The sequence below is a fragment of the Streptomyces vastus genome, from assembly GCF_039532825.1.
Lineage (GTDB): Bacteria > Actinomycetota > Actinomycetes > Streptomycetales > Streptomycetaceae > Streptomyces > Streptomyces vastus.
In genome coordinates, this window is the sequence record NZ_BAAASJ010000035.1 from 21,354 (window position 1) to 37,606 (window position 16,253).

Genomic DNA, 16,253 nt, shown 5'->3' on the forward strand with positions numbered 1-16,253 from the left:
AGGGTGGCCTTCGTGAACGTGCTGGACATCTTGCTGCTGGTCGCCGCCGTGTGGTTCGCGATCGTGGGCTATCGCCAGGGGTTCGTCGTCGGCATCCTGTCGGTGATCGGCTTCCTGGGCGGCGGTCTCGTCGCCGTCTACCTGCTGCCCGTCATCTGGGACGCCCTGACCGATGACGCCGAGGTGGGCACCACGGCCGCCGTTGTCGCGGTGGTCGTCGTGATCGTCTGCGCATCCGTCGGCCAGGCCCTCACCACCCACCTGGGCAACAAGCTGCGCCGGTACATCACTTGGTCCCCGGCCCGCGCCCTGGACGCCACTGGCGGCGCCCTCGTCAACGTGGTGGCGATGCTGCTGGTCGCCTGGCTCATCGGCTCGGCCCTCGCCGGTACGACACTGCCGACGCTCGGCAAGGAGGTCCGTAACTCCAAGGTCCTGCTCGGCGTGTCGCGGGCGCTGCCCGCACAGGCCGGCACCTGGTTCGCCGACTTCTCCTCGGTCCTCGCGCAGAACGGCTTCCCGCAGGTCTTCAGCCCGTTCTCGAACGAGCCCATCAACGAAGTGCAGGCCCCCGACCCGGCCCTCGCCAAGAGTGCGGTCGCCACCCGCGCCCAGCGTTCCATCGTCAAGGTCACCGGCACCGCCCAGAGCTGCGGCAAAGTCCTCGAAGGCACCGGATTCGTCTACGACCAGCGCCGCGTGATGACGAACGCGCACGTGGTGGGTGGCGTCGACGATCCGTACGTCCAGATAGGCGGCGAAGGCAAGCGGTACGCCGGGAAGGTGGTGCTCTACGACTGGGAGCGCGACATCGCCGTACTCGACGTGCCCGATCTGCGCGCGCCCGCCCTCCAGTTCACGTCCCAGGACGCGGCGAGCGGCGACAGCGCGATCGTCGCGGGCTTCCCGGAGAACGGCTCGTACACCGTCGGCTCCGCGCGCGTACGCGGCCGCATCACGGCCAACGGCCCCGACATCTACCACCGGGGCACCGTGCGCCGCGACGTCTACTCGCTCTACGCGACCGTGCGCCAGGGCAACTCCGGCGGCCCGCTGCTCACCCCGGACGGCAAGGTGTACGGAGTGGTCTTCGCGAAGTCCCTCGACGACCCGGAGACGGGGTACGCGCTCACCGCGGACGAGGTCCAGGAGGACATCGCCGAGGGCCGTACCGCAGTCCGGCAGGTGGACAGCGACAGCTGCGCGCTGTGACCGGGTGTGTCGCGAGTGGAGTCAGCCGCGAGGATGGCGCAGGCGCGCCGAGACCCAGCGGGCCCGGCGCCTGAGAATGTGCGGGATACCCAGCCGGGGGTCCGTGCCCTGCATCTGCGGGGCGCCCCTCTGGTGGGAGCTCAGACCACTGGCCGAGCGGCGGTTGCGTGCTGCGTCACTGTAGTCGTGCGTCCAGCCCATACCCCGACGTCTGCCCCTGCCCCAAGGTCGATAACCGCCCACCTGGCCCCCAATTGGCCTATGCGCCAGGCATTGGCCGTTCGTAGGACAAGCGTTCCCGTGGGGGGCCTCGGCAGTCCTGCTCGAGGCGGGTCCGTGGGGTCTCAGCGGTCCGGCTCGAGGCGGACTTGCCGAAGTCCGGTGCGGTACTGCGCCCCAATGGCGCCGCAGGCCCCCAAGGGGCGCGGGGCTGTGTCAATTTGCGGCTCCGCCGCGATGGAGGTCCCCCGCTCGTGGAGGTCCTCCCCCGCTCATGGGGGTCCCCCCCCGCTCGAGCGAAGCCGAGAGTGGGGGAGGAGCCGAGAGTGGGGAGCAACCGGCCACGACGGACCCGCAGCCTCCCGTGTCCAAGCCGAGCGCTCAGCGATCCGGCTCGGGGTCGTTGAGCCAGTTGATGAGTTCCGTGGAGAACGCCACCGGGTCCTCCTCGTGCGGAAAGTGCCCCAGCCCGTCGAACAGCCGCCAACGGTACGGAGCTTCTACGTACACTGCGGAGCCCGCCGCGCTGCGCGTGCGCATCACCGGATCGAGCGAGCCGTGCAGGTGCAGCGTCGGCACGCGCACCGGCCGCTTCATCCGGCGGTTGAACTGGATGCCGTCCGGCCGCGCCAGCGAGCGCACCATCCAGCGGTACGGCTCGACCGAGCAGTGCGCCGTCGACGGGATGCGCATCGCCTGCTGGTACATCTCCACGGCCTCGTCGTCCGGAAGCCGCGGCCCGGACCACTCCCGTACGAGACGGCCCACCAAGGCGCCCTCGTCGGCGACGAGTTGGCGCTCCGGGATCCAGGGCCGCTGAAAGCCCCAGATGTACGAGCCCGCCCTGGTCTGCTTCATGTCCGAGAGCATCGCCGAGCGCCAGCGCCGGGGATGCGGCATCGAGGCGACCGCGAGCCGGCGCACCAGCTTGGGGCGCATCACGGCCGCCGTCCACGCCAGATAGCCGCCGAGGTCATGGCCGACCAGGGCCGCGTCGGGCTCACCGAGGGACCGTACGACCCCGGTGATGTCCAGTGCGAGGTTCGCAGGGTCGTAGCCGCGGGGCGTACGGTCGCTGCCGCCGACGCCGCGCAGGTCCATCGCGACCGCACGGAAGCCCGCGTCGGCGAGCGCGACCAACTGATGGCGCCAGGTCCACCAGAACTGCGGGAAGCCGTGCAGCATCAGGACCAGTGGCCCGTCGCCCAGCTCGGCGATGTGGAAACGCGCGCCGTTGGCGGCGACGTCCCGGTGACGTACCTCTTTCCCGCCGGGCACGTCGAGCCGTACGACCGAGGTGGATGGCGTCGAGGGTGATTGCCCCGCAGGGATGGAGGAGCCCGTCATGAGGATGAGCGTGCCACAGCTTTGACGCCTTCACCGACCCGGTCGGCCTCGTTCACCGGACGGGGGTGCGGCTTCGCGTTCTGCAGGACGGACGCCGTCTCCTTGACCGATGCTGCGGTCTTCTGCGGGCCCTTGCCCTTCTTCGCCTTCTTCGCGAAGACGACGCCGATCAGTGCGAGCACGCCCGCGACCAGCACGTTCGCGGCGAACGACAGCAGGAAGCAGACCGCGAGGTTCCAGTCGCTCCAGGTGCGGATCCCGTACGCCAGCGCGAAGCTCAGCATCGGCAGGGAGAAGATCAGCACCGCCCCGGCCGCCGCGAACGCGCCACCGCCCACCGCACCGCGTTTGACGTCGCGCTTGAGCTGGGCCTTCGCCAGAGCGATCTCGTCGTGCACCAGCGCGGACATCTCGGTCGTCGCCGAGGCGAACAGCTGGCCGATGCTGCGTTCGGCGCCGACCGGGCTGCCGTCGGGTGCGCTCATCGCGTTCTCCCTGTTCTCTTGGGACGTTCTCTTGGGCGTCTCGGCCCCTGGGCTCTCGCGCTCTTCGGCACTTGGGGCGTTTTGCGTGTGCGTCAGATCATGCCGGACCGTCGTTCTCCTCGCTTGCCCCGGCTGTGACTTCGGCAAGCCTGCGATGTTCGGCGGCCTTCCGCTCGTAGATGTCGGCCATCCGCAGGTGGTACTCCGGGTTGTCCTGCTCGTAGATGTCGGGGATGCCGTCGAGGTCCTCGTCCAGCTCCTCGGCCTCGCAGAGCTTGCGGTACTTGACGTTCCGTATCTTCAGCAGTGTTCCCGCCAGGACGGCCGCGATCAGCGAGCCCATCAGGACGGCGGCCTTGACCTCGTCGGTGAGTACTTGGTCGCCCTCGAAGGCGAGCTCTCCGATGAGCAGCGAGACGGTGAAGCCGATGCCCGCGAGGGAGGCCACCGCGAAGACGTCCGGCCAGGCCAGTTCCTCGGAGAGCTCCGCCCTGGTGAAGCGGGCCGTCAGCCACGTACCGCCGAAGATGCCGACCGCCTTGCCGACGACCAGCCCGAGCACGACACCCAGCGTCTCCGGGCGCGTGAACACCTCTTCGATCGCGTCGCCCGACACCGCGACCCCCGCGCTGAACAGCGCGAACAACGGCACGGCGAGACCCGCCGACAAGGGGCGTACGAGATGCTCGATGTGCTCGCCGGGGGAGTGCGCCTCGTCCTCATGCCTGGTGCAGCGCAGCATCAGGCCCATCGCGACACCGGCGATGGTGGCGTGGATGCCGCTGTTGTACATCAGCCCCCAGATGACCAGGGCGAGCGGGACGTACACATACCAACCGCGTACGCCCTTCCTGAGCAGCAGCCAGAAGACGGCGAGGCCGACGACGGCCCCGCCGAGGGCCGCGAAGTCCAGGTCGTCGGTGAAGAACACCGCGATGATCAGGATCGCGAAGAGGTCGTCGACGACCGCGAGGGTGAGCAGGAAGGCACGCAGGGAGTTCGGCAGGGACGTACCGATGACGGCGAGGACGGCGAGCGCGAAGGCGATGTCGGTCGCGGTCGGCACGGCCCAGCCGGCGAGCGAGCCTCCGCCGGTGGCGCTGACCAGCGCGTAGACGAGCGCGGGCACGGCCATGCCGCAGAGCGCGGCGACGACCGGGAGTACGGCGGCCCTGGGGTCCTTGAGATCACCGGCGACCAGCTCGCGCTTGAGTTCGATACCCGCGACGAAGAAGAAGACCGCGAGCAGTCCGTCGGCGGCCCAGTGCCCGATGGAGAGGTCGAGTCCGAGCGAGGCGGGCCCGAGGTGGAAGTCGCGGACGGACTCGTAACTCTCCTTGAGGCCGGAGTTTGCCCAGACCAGCGCGGCGATCGCGGCGAGGAGCAGGAGCACTCCGCCGAGGGTCTCGGTGCGCAGGGCTTCCGCGACGAAGTTCCGCTCGGGGAGGGAGAGCCGTCCGAGGACCTTGCGGCCGTTGGTGGCGGTGGTGGGAGCGGGCACGTGGGTTCGACCTCCGGTCGGTAGACAGGACAGATCACATGCCGACCAGACTTCCCGGCGCACCTCAGGCTTCTTGTAGCGTTGTTGACGCTTTCCTCAGCCTACGTAAGAAGAGCACCCGGCACGCTGCCGGGTGCTCTTCTCGTCGTACGTACGGCTCTCAGGCCGTACGTACGACTGCGACCGTCTTCGTCCGTACGCCCGTCAGTCCTCGCTGGCCGCCGACGGGAGCTTCGTCTGGATCAGGTCCATCACCGTGGAGTCGGTGAGCGTGGTGACATCACCGAGCTCGCGGTTCTCGGCGACGTCGCGCAGCAGACGGCGCATGATCTTGCCCGAGCGGGTCTTTGGCAGCTCGGCCACCGGCAGGATCCGCTTGGGCTTGGCGATCGGGCCGAGGGCCTTGCTGACATGGCTGCGCAGGTCGCCCACCAGGTCCGCGGTCTCCGCGGCCGAGCCGCGCAGGATCACGAAGGCCACGATCGCCTGGCCGGTGGTTTCGTCCGCCGCGCCCACGACCGCCGCCTCGGCGACGGAGGGATGCGAGACGAGCGCCGACTCGACCTCGGTGGTGGAGATGTTGTGCCCGGACACGAGCATCACATCGTCGACCCGGCCGAGCAGCCAGATGTCGCCGTCCTCGTCCTTCTTCGCGCCGTCACCGGCGAAGTACCTGCCCTCGAACCGCGACCAGTATGTGTCGAGGAACCGCTGGTCATCGCCCCAGATGGTGCGCAGCATCGACGGCCACGGCTCGGTGAGGACGAGATAGCCGCCGCCTCCGTCCGGCACTTCGTTGGCCTCGTCGTCGACGACCGTCGCGGAGATGCCGGGCAGCGGGCGCTGCGCGGAGCCGGGCTTGGCCTCCGTCACGCCCGGCAGCGGCGAGATCATCATCGAGCCGGTCTCGGTCTGCCACCAGGTGTCCACGACCGGGCACTTGTCGGCGCCGATGTGCTTGCGGTACCAGATCCACGCCTCGGGGTTGATCGGCTCGCCCACCGACCCCAGTACGCGAAGGCTGGACAGGTCGAACTTCGCGGGGATGTCGTCGCCCCACTTCATGAACATGCGGATCACGGTGGGCGCCGTGTAGAGGATCGTCACGCCGTACTTCTGGATGATCTCCCAGAACCGCCCCTGGTGCGGGGTGTCCGGCGTGCCCTCGTACATCACCTGTGTCGCGCCGTTCGCCAGCGGCCCGTATGTGATGTACGAGTGGCCCGTCACCCAGCCGATGTCGGCCGTGCACCAGTAGACGTCGGTCTCCGGCTTGAGGTCGAAGACGGCGTGGTGGGTGTACGCGGCCTGCGTGAGGTAGCCGCCGGAGGTGTGCAGGATGCCCTTCGGCTTACCCGTCGTCCCCGAGGTGTAGAGGATGAACAGCGGCTGCTCGGCGTCGAACGCTTCGGGCGTGTGCTCCGCCGGCTGCTTCTGCGTGATCTCGTGCCACCAGATGTCGCGGCCCTCGGTCCAGTCGACCTCCTGGCCCGTACGGCGCACGACCAGCACCTTGTCGACGCCGTCGACCCGGGCGACCGCCTCGTCGACGGCGGGCTTGAGCGCGGAGGGCTTGCCGCGTCGGTAGCCGCCGTCCGCGGTGATGACCAGCTTGGCGCTGGCGTCCTCGATACGGGTGGCGATGGCGTCGGCCGAGAAGCCGCCGAAGACGACCGAGTGCGCGGCGCCGATGCGGGCGCAGGCCAGCATCGCGACGACGGCTTCGGGAATCATCGGCAGGTAGATGGCGACCCGGTCGCCCTTCTCAACTCCGATCTCCGTAAGGGCGTTGGCCGCCCTGGAGACCTCGTCCTTCAGCTCGGCGTAGGTGATGGCCTTACTGTCGCCGGGCTCGCCCTCGAAGTGGATCGCGACCCGGTCGCCGTGCCCGGCCTCCACATGGCGGTCGACGCAGTTGTACGCGACGTTCAGCTTTCCGTCCGCGAACCATTTGGCGAAGGGCGGGTTCGACCAGTCCAGCGTCTCGGTCGGCTCGGTGGCCCAGGTCAGCCGGCGCGCCTGCTCGGCCCAGAAACCGAGCCGGTCAGCCTTGGCCTGCTCGTACGCCTCCGCAGTGACGTTGGCGTTCGCGGCCAGGTCGGCGGGCGGCGCGAACCTGCGCTCCTCACGAAGCAGGTTGGCCAGGCTTTCGTTGCTCACGACATCTCCCTTTCCCAGGGTGTCCGTTGTGTCCCAGGCCAGCTCATCAGACGCGGACCCCTGGTGACAAGGGCCGTCGCCGAAATTGGTTTAGACCTGTTTTTGGGGGCGGTTGGTGGTGGCCCCCCGCGCACGGGGGGCCACACGTTTTCACGGACGGGGGAGGCGTGCGGTTCAGGCTCGCGGGCGGGGGAGCCTGGCCTCGGTGGGGTGTTTGCGTGTGGTTAAGGGCTGTTTGCGGGCTGATCCGAGGCCCCGACTTCGTACAGCGCTCTCGCCTCGACCCGGTCGAAGACCTTGCCGCCGGACTCGGATGCAGACTCGGCTTCGGACCGGTCGCCGGGCACCGGTCGGCTGTCGGCTGCCTGCTGATTGCCGGGCGCGTCCGTGAGCAGATACGCCTGGGCCTCGCCCACGTGGAAGTACATCCCGTGCAGTTCGAGTGCGCCCTCTCGCAGAGCTCGTGCCACGGACTCGTGGGCCCGCAGGTGCTCCAACTGCTGCACCACGTTCGTCAGGCAGAGCTGTTCGACGGCGTCGGCGGGCGCCCGTCCGGCGATCCGCGCCCGGGGCCCGTCTTCCGCGGCCGCCCTTTCCAGACTCGGCAGCCCATGCCGCAGCCACCGCTTCAACGGCGTCCGGGCGCTGGTGGGTTCGCTGTGCAGCAGCGCCTGCATCGCCCCGCATCCGGAGTGCCCGCACACGGTGATGGATCTCACCTTCAGCACCTCCACCGCGTACTCGATCGCGGCCGCCACCGAGTCGTCACCGCTCTCCTCGCCGGGCGGCGGCACGAGATTGCCGACATTGCGTACGACGAAGAGGTCGCCGGGGCCGCTGGAGGTGATCATCGACGTGACCAGCCGGGAGTCTGCGCAGGTCAGGAAGAGCTGCGAGGGCCGCTGCCCCTCCCGCGCGAGCCGGGCCAGCTCGCCGCGCACCAGGGGAGCGGTGTTGCGCTGGAAGGCGCTGATGCCGCTGGCCAGTTCGCCGGCGCCCCCGTCCGGCGGCGCGGTTCGTGACGGCTGCTCGCACTGGTGGTTGCGCCAGGGCGTCCAGGGCCGGCAGTGGCATTGGGCGGCGCCCGCGGGCTCGGTGATCCGCGTGCCTCCCCGTCCGGTCAGCTCCACCGATCCGCCCTGCGCGGTGTGCGAACTCTGCCAGTCATGCAGCGACTCGTACGCTGCGTGGTCCATGAACGAGCCGTCCAACTCCACAACCGCATCGGCCCCTTGGGGCACCAGATGCAGCGCACGGCTGAGCCGCGGCACGGCGAGAAACGTCAACTGGCCGCGTACGCGCACATGGTGGACGCCGTCCTGGTCCTCCTCGTGGGTGATGCGTGTACGGGTCAGCCGGTGCAGCGCGACGGCCACCGCCACGGCGACGCCGACCCCCACGCCTTCGAGGACGCCGAAGAACACCACGCCCACCGTCGTGGACGCGTACACCGGGATCTCGCGGTGGCGGGTGACGGTGCGAATGTGGGTGAGCGACACCATCTGTACGCCGACGGCCGCCACCAGCGCGGCGAGCGCGGCCAGTGGGATCAGGTCGAGTACGGGCACCAGCAGCAGGGCGGCGACCACGATCCACAGGCCGTGCAGCATCGTGGAGTTGCGGCTCACGGCGCCCGTCTGGACGTTGGCCGCGCTGCGCACCGCGACGCCCGTGACGGGCAACCCGCCCAGCGCCCCGGAGACGATGTTCGCCGAGCCCTGGCCGCGCAGCTCCCGGTCGAGGTCCGCGCGCGGGATACGCGGCCCCTCCTTGCGGGCGGCGGCCAGCTTGTCCACGGCCACCGCGGAGAGCAGCGACTCCACGCTGCCGACCAGCGCGATGGTCAGCACGGCCGCGGCGATGCCCAGTACGGGCCCTTCCGGCAGCCCGACGAGGGTGTGGCTGCTCCAGGAAGGCAGGTCGACCCGGGGCAGCCGCAGCCCGGCGACCCCTGCTGCGGCCGTGGCCGCCGCGACCGCGGCGAGCGCCGCCGGTACCGTACGGACAACTCGCCCCGTCCGCCCGGGAATGCGCGGCCACAGCAGCAGTACGGCCAGCGTCAGGGCGCTCGTCGACAGCGCCGCCAGATGCGGCTCGGCCAACTGGGCGGGCAGCTCGCGGACGTTGTCGACGACGGAGCTGTGCGGTGAGCCGCCGAGCACGATGTGCAACTGGGCGACGGCGATGGTGATGCCGATGCCGGCGAGCATGCCATGCACGATCGCGGGGCTCACGGCGAGCGCCGAGCGCGCCACCCGCAGGAAGCCCAAGCCGAGTTGGGCGAGCCCGGCGAGCACGGTGATGGCGCAGGTCGTACGCCAGCCGTACTGCTGGATGAGATCGGCGGTGACCACCGTGAGACCGGCAGCGGGCCCGCTCACCTGCAGCGGTGCGCCGCCGAGTCGGCCCGCCAGGAGCCCACCGGCCGCGGCGGCGACGAGGCCCGCCTGCAAGGGAGCCCCAGTCGCCAGGGCGATGCCGAGGGACAGCGGCAGGGCGATCAGGAAGACGGCGATCGAGGCGGACAGGTCGGCCGCCGCGATCCGGGGACCACGGCGGCGGGGTGAGGGCGGGCTGTGCGGCGGCCCCTCGTCGGGCAGATGCGAAGAGTCGTCGCTTCGGGGGGTGGTGCAAGTGGACATTTCGTTCCCGTCTCCTCCGGGGCTGCGCGGTCGCAAAAGGGCTTCTGGGTGCGGCCGTGGGTCACGGCGTGACAGCGGCGGGATTTTTCAACTCTCGGTAAATGAATGGTAATGGAGAGTAAAGTCCTCATGGGGAGAACTAGAGCAAATGGCCTATTGATTCACTCTGAGGAGTTAATGAGTACATTCATCGGCTTGTCGCACTAATTCCTTCGGATCTCCATGCGACCTTGGCGGCGCTGTCGGTGTTCGCCTGGGTTTTCCCGGATCTGAAGGAAGTAGGTGGGCGGATGATGGGTGCCACCCAGAGAATCGCCATGGGTGTGACGGTCGCCGTGGTCTGCGCGGCAGCGCTCGCGGGTTGTGCGACCGGCGACGCCGGCGCGAAGAAGACGGCGGGAGCCCGAGCGTCAAAGAGCGCCGCGGCGGGCGTCCAGGGGCCCAATAGCGCGCCCCGTCTGATCGGCGACGGCTCCACCGCCTTCACCGGCGCGCAGCCGCACCTGCCGCGCCCCGAGCGGCTGAAGCCCGGTCAGAAACCGCCGCAGTTCGTGGTGTTCTCGTGGGACGGCGCGGGCGAGGACAGCCAGAAGCTGTTCTCCCACTTCCGCGAGGTGGCCCGGGACAACAAGGCGACGATGACGTACTTCTTGAGCGGCGTGTACATGCTGCCGGACCAGAAGCGCGACCTCTACCGCCCGCCGGGGCGCTCAGCCGGCCGCTCCGACATCGGTTTCAATGACGAGCGAGGCGTCCGGGACACGGTGGTGCAGCTGCGCGGCGCCTGGCTCGAGGGCAACGAGATCGGCACCCACTTCAACGGCCACTTCTGCGGCAGCGGCGGCGTCGATGACTGGTCGGTCGAGGACTGGAAGAGCGAGATCGCCCAGGCCAAGTCGTTCGTGAAGTCCTGGAAGACCAACACGGGCACACAGCAGGCCTCCCCGCTGCCCTTCGACTACGAGAAGGAACTGATCGGCGCCCGCACGCCATGCCTGGAGGGCCGGCAGAACTTCCTGCGCGCGGCCCGCGAGGTGGGCTTCCGCTACGACACCAGCGGCGTCAACGACCAGGTCTGGCCCAGCAAGAAGCAGGGCCTGTGGGACCTGTCCATGCAGCTGGTGCCGGTACCGGGACGCGCCTTCGAGACACTCGCCATGGACTACAACTTCATGGTCAACCAGTCGGGCACCACGTCCCAAGGCGACCGGGCCAAGCACGAGTACTGGGGCGACCAGATGCGTGACGGTCTGCTCAGGGGATTCGACCGCGCCTACAACGGCAACCGCGCGCCCCTGATCATCGGCAACCACTTCGAGTCCTGGAACGGCGGCACCTATATGCGCGCCATTCAGGAGACCATCGAGCGGGTCTGCACCCGGAGTGAGGTGCGCTGCGTCTCCTTCCGACAACTCGCCGACTGGCTCGACGCCCAGGATCCGGGGACCCTGGCCAAGCTCCGTACGCTCAATGTCGGGCAGGCCCCGAAGCAGGGCTGGACGTCGTTCCTCACCGCACGAGCAGCACAGCCCGCCCCCTTCTCGAAGGGCGTCCCGGGCGCCACGGCAGCCAAGCCGTAGCGCCCGGTCGGCCGACGCGAGCCGTCACGCCGTGGCGGTCTCGGCCTCACGCAGCACGAAGGCGGGGTCGATCTGGGCGGCCAGGTCGGCACCCGTCCGCTCGTTGCCCCAGGACTGCGCGTTCTTCAGGTGGAAGTGCACCATCTGACGCGTGTAGTGCTCCCAGTCGCGCAGCTCGTACGTGGCGTCCGCCGCGGACTGAAGTGCCTGCAGGGCGCGGCGGTTGGCGTCCTCCAAGTGCTCGAAGCGGGGCGGGCGGCCCTTCTCCATGGCGCGCACCCAGTCCGAGTGCCCGACCGTCACCAGGAGGTCGTCACCGACTTCGGCGCGGAGGAAGTCGATGTCGTCCTGGCCCTGCACCTTGTTGCCGACGACCTTCAGGGTGACGCCGAAGTCGCGTGCGTACTCCTTGTACTGGCGGTAGACGGAGACCCCCTTCCGGGTCGGCTCGGCGACTAGGAACGTGATGTCGAAGCGGGTGAACATGCCGGACGCGAAGGAGTCCGAGCCCGCCGTCATGTCGACGACGATGTACTCGCTCTGGCCGTCGACGAGATGATTCAGGCAGAGCTCCACTGCACCGGTCTTGGAGTGGTAGCAGGCCACTCCCAAATCGGCCTCGGTGAACGGGCCGGTGACCATCAAACGGACGGCGCCACCGTCGAGTTCCACGGCTCGGGCACAGGCGTCGTACACCGGGTTGTTCTCGACCACCCGCAGCAGCCGGGAGCCCTCGCCGGGCGGAGTCGTCTTGATCATCGTCTCGGCGGAGGCGATACGCGGGTTGGAACCGCGCAAGTAGTCCTTGATCAGCAGAAGCCGGTCGCCCATCGCGGGCAGTGCGGCGGCGTCCGCCTCGTCGAGCCCGAGCGCGGGCCCGAGGTGCTGGTTGATGTCGGCGTCGACCGCGACGACCGGCGATCCCGTGGTCGCGAGGTGACGGATGAAGAGCGAGGACAGGGTGGTCTTGCCACTGCCGCCCTTCCCAACGAAAGCAATTTTCATGTTCAGTAAGCCTAGTGGTCGAACCACGTTCGATCGCCGCCAAACGTGAAGAAGACCACTCCTTCGTGGGGATGGTCACAGTGATGCGTAGGGTCGTACTCATGAGTTCGACAGGTGAGAACGCCGACCCGCTCGCGACCCTGGGCTCGCTGCCCGGCGTCGCGAAATCCGTGGAGTCCGTGCGCAAGGCTGTGGACCGCGTGTACGGGCATCGGATCATGCGGCGCCGCAGCAACGAGATCACCTCCGAGGCCGCGCTGCGCGGCGCGCGAGGCTCCGCCGCGCTGTCCGGCGCCGACTGGGCCCTCGAAGAGGTGCGCCGGCGAACCGACTTCAGCGGTGACGACGAGGCCAGAGTGGTGGGCGCGGCCCTCCGGTTGACCGCCGAGGCCGGTCAACTCCTGTCCATCTGGCGGCAGTCGCCCCTTCGGGTGCTGGCGAGGCTGCACCTGGTGGCGGCCGCGGACAAGGGGGACGAGGTCGGCCGGCCGCGGCAGGACGGCGAACCCGTCGACGAGCCGCTGATCGAACTGCCGCTGCCCGACGCGGCCGAGGTCGCGGGCCGCCTCGACGGTCTCTCGCAGTTGATCATCGCGGGCAGCTCCGCCCCCGCCCTGGTGACTGCCGCCGTGGTGCACGGCGAACTGCTCGCTCTGCGCCCCTTCGTCTCCCACAACGGCCTGGTCGCGCGCGCGGCCGAACGCATCGTCCTGGTCGGCAGCGGCCTCGACCCGAAGTCCGTCTGCCCGGCCGAGGTCGGCCAGGCGGAACAGGGCCGCGCGGCCTATCTGGCAGCCTTCGAGGGGTACGTGTCCGGCACCCCGGAGGGCATGGAGACCTGGATCGCCCACTGTGGCAAGGCGGTTGAGCTGGGCGCGCGGGAGTCGACGGCGGTGTGCGAGGCGCTGCAGCGCGGGGCGGCGTGACGTTCGGCCCTCCCGGTGACGTTCGGCCTCGCGCCGCGGGCTTCTGTGTTCCGGGGCTGGAAAATGAGCCCCTCAGGAGGGCGGCGAAAAACGCCCTGAACAGGGTTGCGGCGGTACGAGGGTTCGTACCGCCGCTGGCATGTTCACCGGGTTACCAAGCGTCCTCGAAATATTGCCCATCAGGTCGGGAACTTTGCCCGTCGCCTGGTGCGGCTGGCCCGTAATCGACGGGTCGACGTCGCGTGGGTGCCCAGTGTTCATGCTCGGTCCGTGGGGCCTTGGTTGCGTTTAAAGGTGATCCTTTCGGATGATCCTTGGTCTCGCGGGCCGTTAACTTCTTTGTACTCCAGGACCGGAGGAAGCGGAAGCCCTGGCTGTGCTTCTTTACTTTTGGGCTCAAAGAGGAGTATTCGGTCACCCCTATCGTCACGGGGCCGTTCGGCAGGCTCAGCCCACCACTGAACGGCGTCGGCTCGCGTACCAGACCAGGCCCGCTGTGGCCGCCGCCGCACCTATCGCCGCCGCGGCGACCAGGGCCGGGCGGGGCGGCACGGACAGCCGCTGCTTGAGCCGCACCGGATGGTGGAAGTCGAGTATGGGCCACGCGCGCGTGGTGGCCTCGCGGCGCAGGGCACGGTCGGGATTGACGGCATGGGGATGGCCGACGGCTTCGAGCATCGGGATGTCGGTCGCCGAGTCGCTGTAGGCATAGCAGCGCGAGAGGTCGTACCCCTCGGACGCGGCCAGTTCCTTGATCGCCTCGGCTTTCGTCGGGCCGTACGCGTAGTACTCCACATCGCCCGTGAAGCAGCCGTCGTCGCCCACGACCATGCGGGTCGCCACCACCCGGTCCGCGCCGAGCAGTTCACCGATCGGCTCGACGACCTCCGTCCCGGAGGTGGAGACGATCACGACATCGCGGCCGGCCAGGTGGTGCTCCTCGATGAGCGACGCCGCCTCGTCGTAGATGATCGGGTCGATCAGGTCGTGCAGCGTCTCGGCGACGATCTCCTTGACCTGCTGGACGTTCCAGCCGCGGCACAGCGCGGACAGATACTCGCGCATCCGCTCCATCTGATCGTGGTCGGCGCCGCCCGCGAGGAAGACAAACTGGGCATATGCGGTACGCAACACGGCCCGGCGGTTGATCAGTCCACCTTGGTAGAACGACTTGCTGAACGTGAGCGTGCTCGACTTCGCAATGACCGTCTTGTCCAGATCAAAGAAGGCCGCTGTGCGGGGCAAGGAGTGGTTTTCCACGAGCCTGAGCATAGGCGCCCACCATTCGGCGTAAGGTGAGGTGCATGGGTTTGCCTGAGAAGGCTCTCGGGTACACCATGGAAGTCACGGATCGTTCGCGACCGTGCTAACCCGGTCCGGCTCCTCCCCCCCCGAGTCGGCCGTGGGGACGACCCCCGCTCTCCCCCCCGGCGGGGGTCGTCGCATGTCCGGGTGGGTTTTCTCCCTTCCTTCGCTGAGCACCGGGCCCGTTGTGCGGGCTCCGGTGCTTCTTCGCGTGTACGCATGATCCGTCACCGTACGTAGTCGTTGCGCTGCTCTGCGGAAGTCCTGCAACGGTCACTGGTTTGGGTGAACGCGATATTCACAACCATCGAGTCGTCCACAGTTATCGAGCAAGATCCACACGATTTCCGGGATCGCTGCACCGTGATTCCAGCGCGTGCCGCCGGGTGCGAGTTCATGGCCGGTTCGGTTTGTCCGGCGGCTATGGCCGGTTCGTATCGGCGGTTCATATGGAGGACCGGTTGCCGGTTCTTGTGCGCGGGCGGGATTCGCGGGGCCGCGGGGGCTTCGCGAGCAAGCAGCGAAGGGGGATGGAGATCGTGGCTGGAGCCATCACACACGACCGGCTGTCGGCCGCCGAAGGGCGCCGGGGCAGGCCGTTGATCGTCACGGAGGACGTGGAACTGCTGGACGACCTGCTGCGGCTGTGCGCCGCGGCGGGCGCCAGGCCCGAGGTCCACCATGGGGTGCCGGAGCGCGGAGGCGGCTGGGAGACGGCTCCCTTGGTGCTCGTCGGCGATGATGCCGCGCGGCGGGTGCGCGGGGCCGTGCGCAGGCGCGGCGTGGTGCTGGTAGGGCGGGATCAGGATGATTCGGGGGTGTGGCAGCGGGCCGTGGAGATCGGCGCCGACCATGTCCTGCTGCTGCCTGATGGCGAACAATGGCTGGTCGACCGGATCGCCGATGTGGCCGAAGGAGTCGGCCCGCCCGCGCTCACCGTCGGCGTGATCGGCGGCCGCGGCGGGGCCGGTTCGTCCACGCTCGCCTGCGCGCTCGCGGTCACCTCGGCGCGCGAGGGGCGGCGCACCCTGCTTGTGGACGCGGATCCGCTGGGCGGCGGACTCGACGTACTCCTCGGCGGCGAGACAGCTGAGGGCCTGCGCTGGCCGGCCTTCGCCGGCTCGCGCGGCCGGGTCGGCGGCGGCGCTCTGGAGGAGTCGCTGCCCGAGCTGCACGCCTTGCGGGTCCTCAGCTGGGATCGCGGCGACTGTGTCGTCATTGCCCCCGAGGCCGTACGCGCTGTGCTGGCCGCGGCCCGACGACGAGGCGGCACGGTCGTCGTGGACCTGCCGCGCCGGATCGACGAAGGAGTCGCAGAGGTTCTCGCCCAGCTGGACCTCGGACTCCTCGTGGTCCCCGCCGAACTGCGCGCCGTCGCGGCGGCAGGGCGGGTGGCGTCCGTGGTCGGCATGGTCCTGCGCGATCTACGGGTCGCGGTACGAGGGCCGTACGCACCCGGCCTCGACGACAAGGAGGTGGCCCGACTCCTCGGGCTGCCCCTGGCGGGCGAAGTCCCCGTGGAGGTGGGACTGCCGGTGGCCCAGGAACGCGGGGCTCCACCCGGAGCCGACGCACGGGGGCCGCTTGCCCGCTTCTGCTCGGCGTTCTGGGAGCGGGCCGCGATGGCGGGAGGGGGCGTATGAGCGGGGGCACGCGTGTGCGTGGCGTAGGGCTCGGTGGACGTACGGGTGTTGCGGGGTTGCCTGTGGACGGCGGGGCGTTGGGCGGGCGTGCGGGTGTGGGTTCGCCTGCGGGCGCGAGGCCGACGGATGGTCGTACCGGCGTGAACTGGCCTGCGCATGCGGGGTCGACCAGCGGGCGAGCGAGAGTTGGGCCGTGTGTGGTTGCGGGACCGGTCGGTGAGCCTGCGG

General features: G+C 69.4%; 12 protein-coding genes. 4 read left to right on the plus strand and 8 right to left on the minus strand.

The window, feature by feature from the left end; translation table 11 throughout:
* The first annotated feature begins 12 nt into the window (after nt 1–12).
* Entirely contained in the window at nt 13–1,212 is a 1,200-nt protein-coding gene (locus ABD357_RS18000; RefSeq protein WP_344391272.1) for a MarP family serine protease, read from the plus strand.
* A gap of 21 nt (nt 1,213–1,233) precedes the next feature.
* Here ABD357_RS18000 and ABD357_RS18005 read toward each other — a convergent pair whose 3' ends face one another.
* The 6 genes from ABD357_RS18005 to ABD357_RS18030 form a co-directional block, all read right to left on the minus strand.
* Nucleotides 1,234–1,413, minus strand: coding sequence for a hypothetical protein (locus ABD357_RS18005; protein WP_165340817.1), 180 nt, complete (start codon nt 1,411–1,413; stop codon nt 1,234–1,236).
* Between the two features lie 399 nt (nt 1,414–1,812).
* Entirely contained in the window at nt 1,813–2,778 is a 966-nt protein-coding gene (locus tag ABD357_RS18010) for an alpha/beta fold hydrolase (protein WP_344391274.1), read from the minus strand.
* Nucleotides 2,775–3,263, minus strand: coding sequence for a phage holin family protein (locus ABD357_RS18015; RefSeq protein ID WP_344391275.1), 489 nt, complete (start codon nt 3,261–3,263; stop codon nt 2,775–2,777). Before ABD357_RS18015 ends, ABD357_RS18010 begins: the two co-directional genes overlap by 4 nt.
* A 97-nt stretch (nt 3,264–3,360) precedes the next feature.
* Nucleotides 3,361–4,764 carry a Na+/H+ antiporter NhaA gene (gene nhaA / locus ABD357_RS18020; protein WP_344391276.1) on the minus strand — a complete coding sequence of 468 codons (1,404 nt, stop codon included), beginning with the start codon at nt 4,762–4,764 and terminating at the stop codon, nt 3,361–3,363.
* A 204-nt stretch (nt 4,765–4,968) separates the two neighbouring features.
* Nucleotides 4,969–6,966: an acetate--CoA ligase gene (gene acs / locus ABD357_RS18025; protein WP_344391324.1), complete on the minus strand. Its 1,998-nt coding sequence runs from the start codon at nt 6,964–6,966 to the stop codon at nt 4,969–4,971.
* A 182-nt stretch (nt 6,967–7,148) separates the two neighbouring features.
* Nucleotides 7,149–9,566, minus strand: coding sequence for a bifunctional SulP family inorganic anion transporter/carbonic anhydrase (locus ABD357_RS18030; protein ID WP_344391278.1), 2,418 nt, complete (start codon nt 9,564–9,566; stop codon nt 7,149–7,151).
* Nucleotides 9,567–9,859: 293 nt separating this feature from the next.
* Between ABD357_RS18030 and ABD357_RS18035 the strand changes: the two genes are divergently transcribed.
* On the plus strand, nt 9,860–11,146 hold the full coding sequence (locus ABD357_RS18035) for a polysaccharide deacetylase family protein (RefSeq protein ID WP_344391326.1): 1,287 nt from the start codon (nt 9,860–9,862) through the stop codon (nt 11,144–11,146).
* A 24-nt stretch (nt 11,147–11,170) separates the two neighbouring features.
* Here ABD357_RS18035 and ABD357_RS18040 read toward each other — a convergent pair whose 3' ends face one another.
* On the minus strand, nt 11,171–12,151 hold the full coding sequence (locus ABD357_RS18040) for an ATP-binding protein (protein WP_344391279.1): 981 nt from the start codon (nt 12,149–12,151) through the stop codon (nt 11,171–11,173).
* Nucleotides 12,152–12,252: 101 nt separating this feature from the next.
* On the opposite strand from ABD357_RS18040, the gene ABD357_RS18045 reads away from it, so the two are divergent.
* Nucleotides 12,253–13,077, plus strand: coding sequence for a Fic family protein (locus tag ABD357_RS18045; RefSeq protein ID WP_344391281.1), 825 nt, complete (start codon nt 12,253–12,255; stop codon nt 13,075–13,077).
* A 447-nt stretch (nt 13,078–13,524) separates the two neighbouring features.
* Here the strand turns inward: ABD357_RS18045 and ABD357_RS18050 are convergent, their stop codons facing one another.
* The gene (locus ABD357_RS18050; RefSeq protein WP_344391282.1) at nt 13,525–14,349 is read right to left on the minus strand and encodes an HAD family hydrolase; all 825 of its coding nucleotides are present in this window, start codon (nt 14,347–14,349) and stop codon (nt 13,525–13,527) included.
* 572 nt (nt 14,350–14,921) lie between these two features.
* Between ABD357_RS18050 and ssd the strand changes: the two genes are divergently transcribed.
* Entirely contained in the window at nt 14,922–16,025 is a 1,104-nt protein-coding gene (ssd, locus tag ABD357_RS18055) for a septum site-determining protein Ssd (protein WP_344391284.1), read from the plus strand.
* Nucleotides 16,026–16,253: the final 228 nt, after the last annotated feature.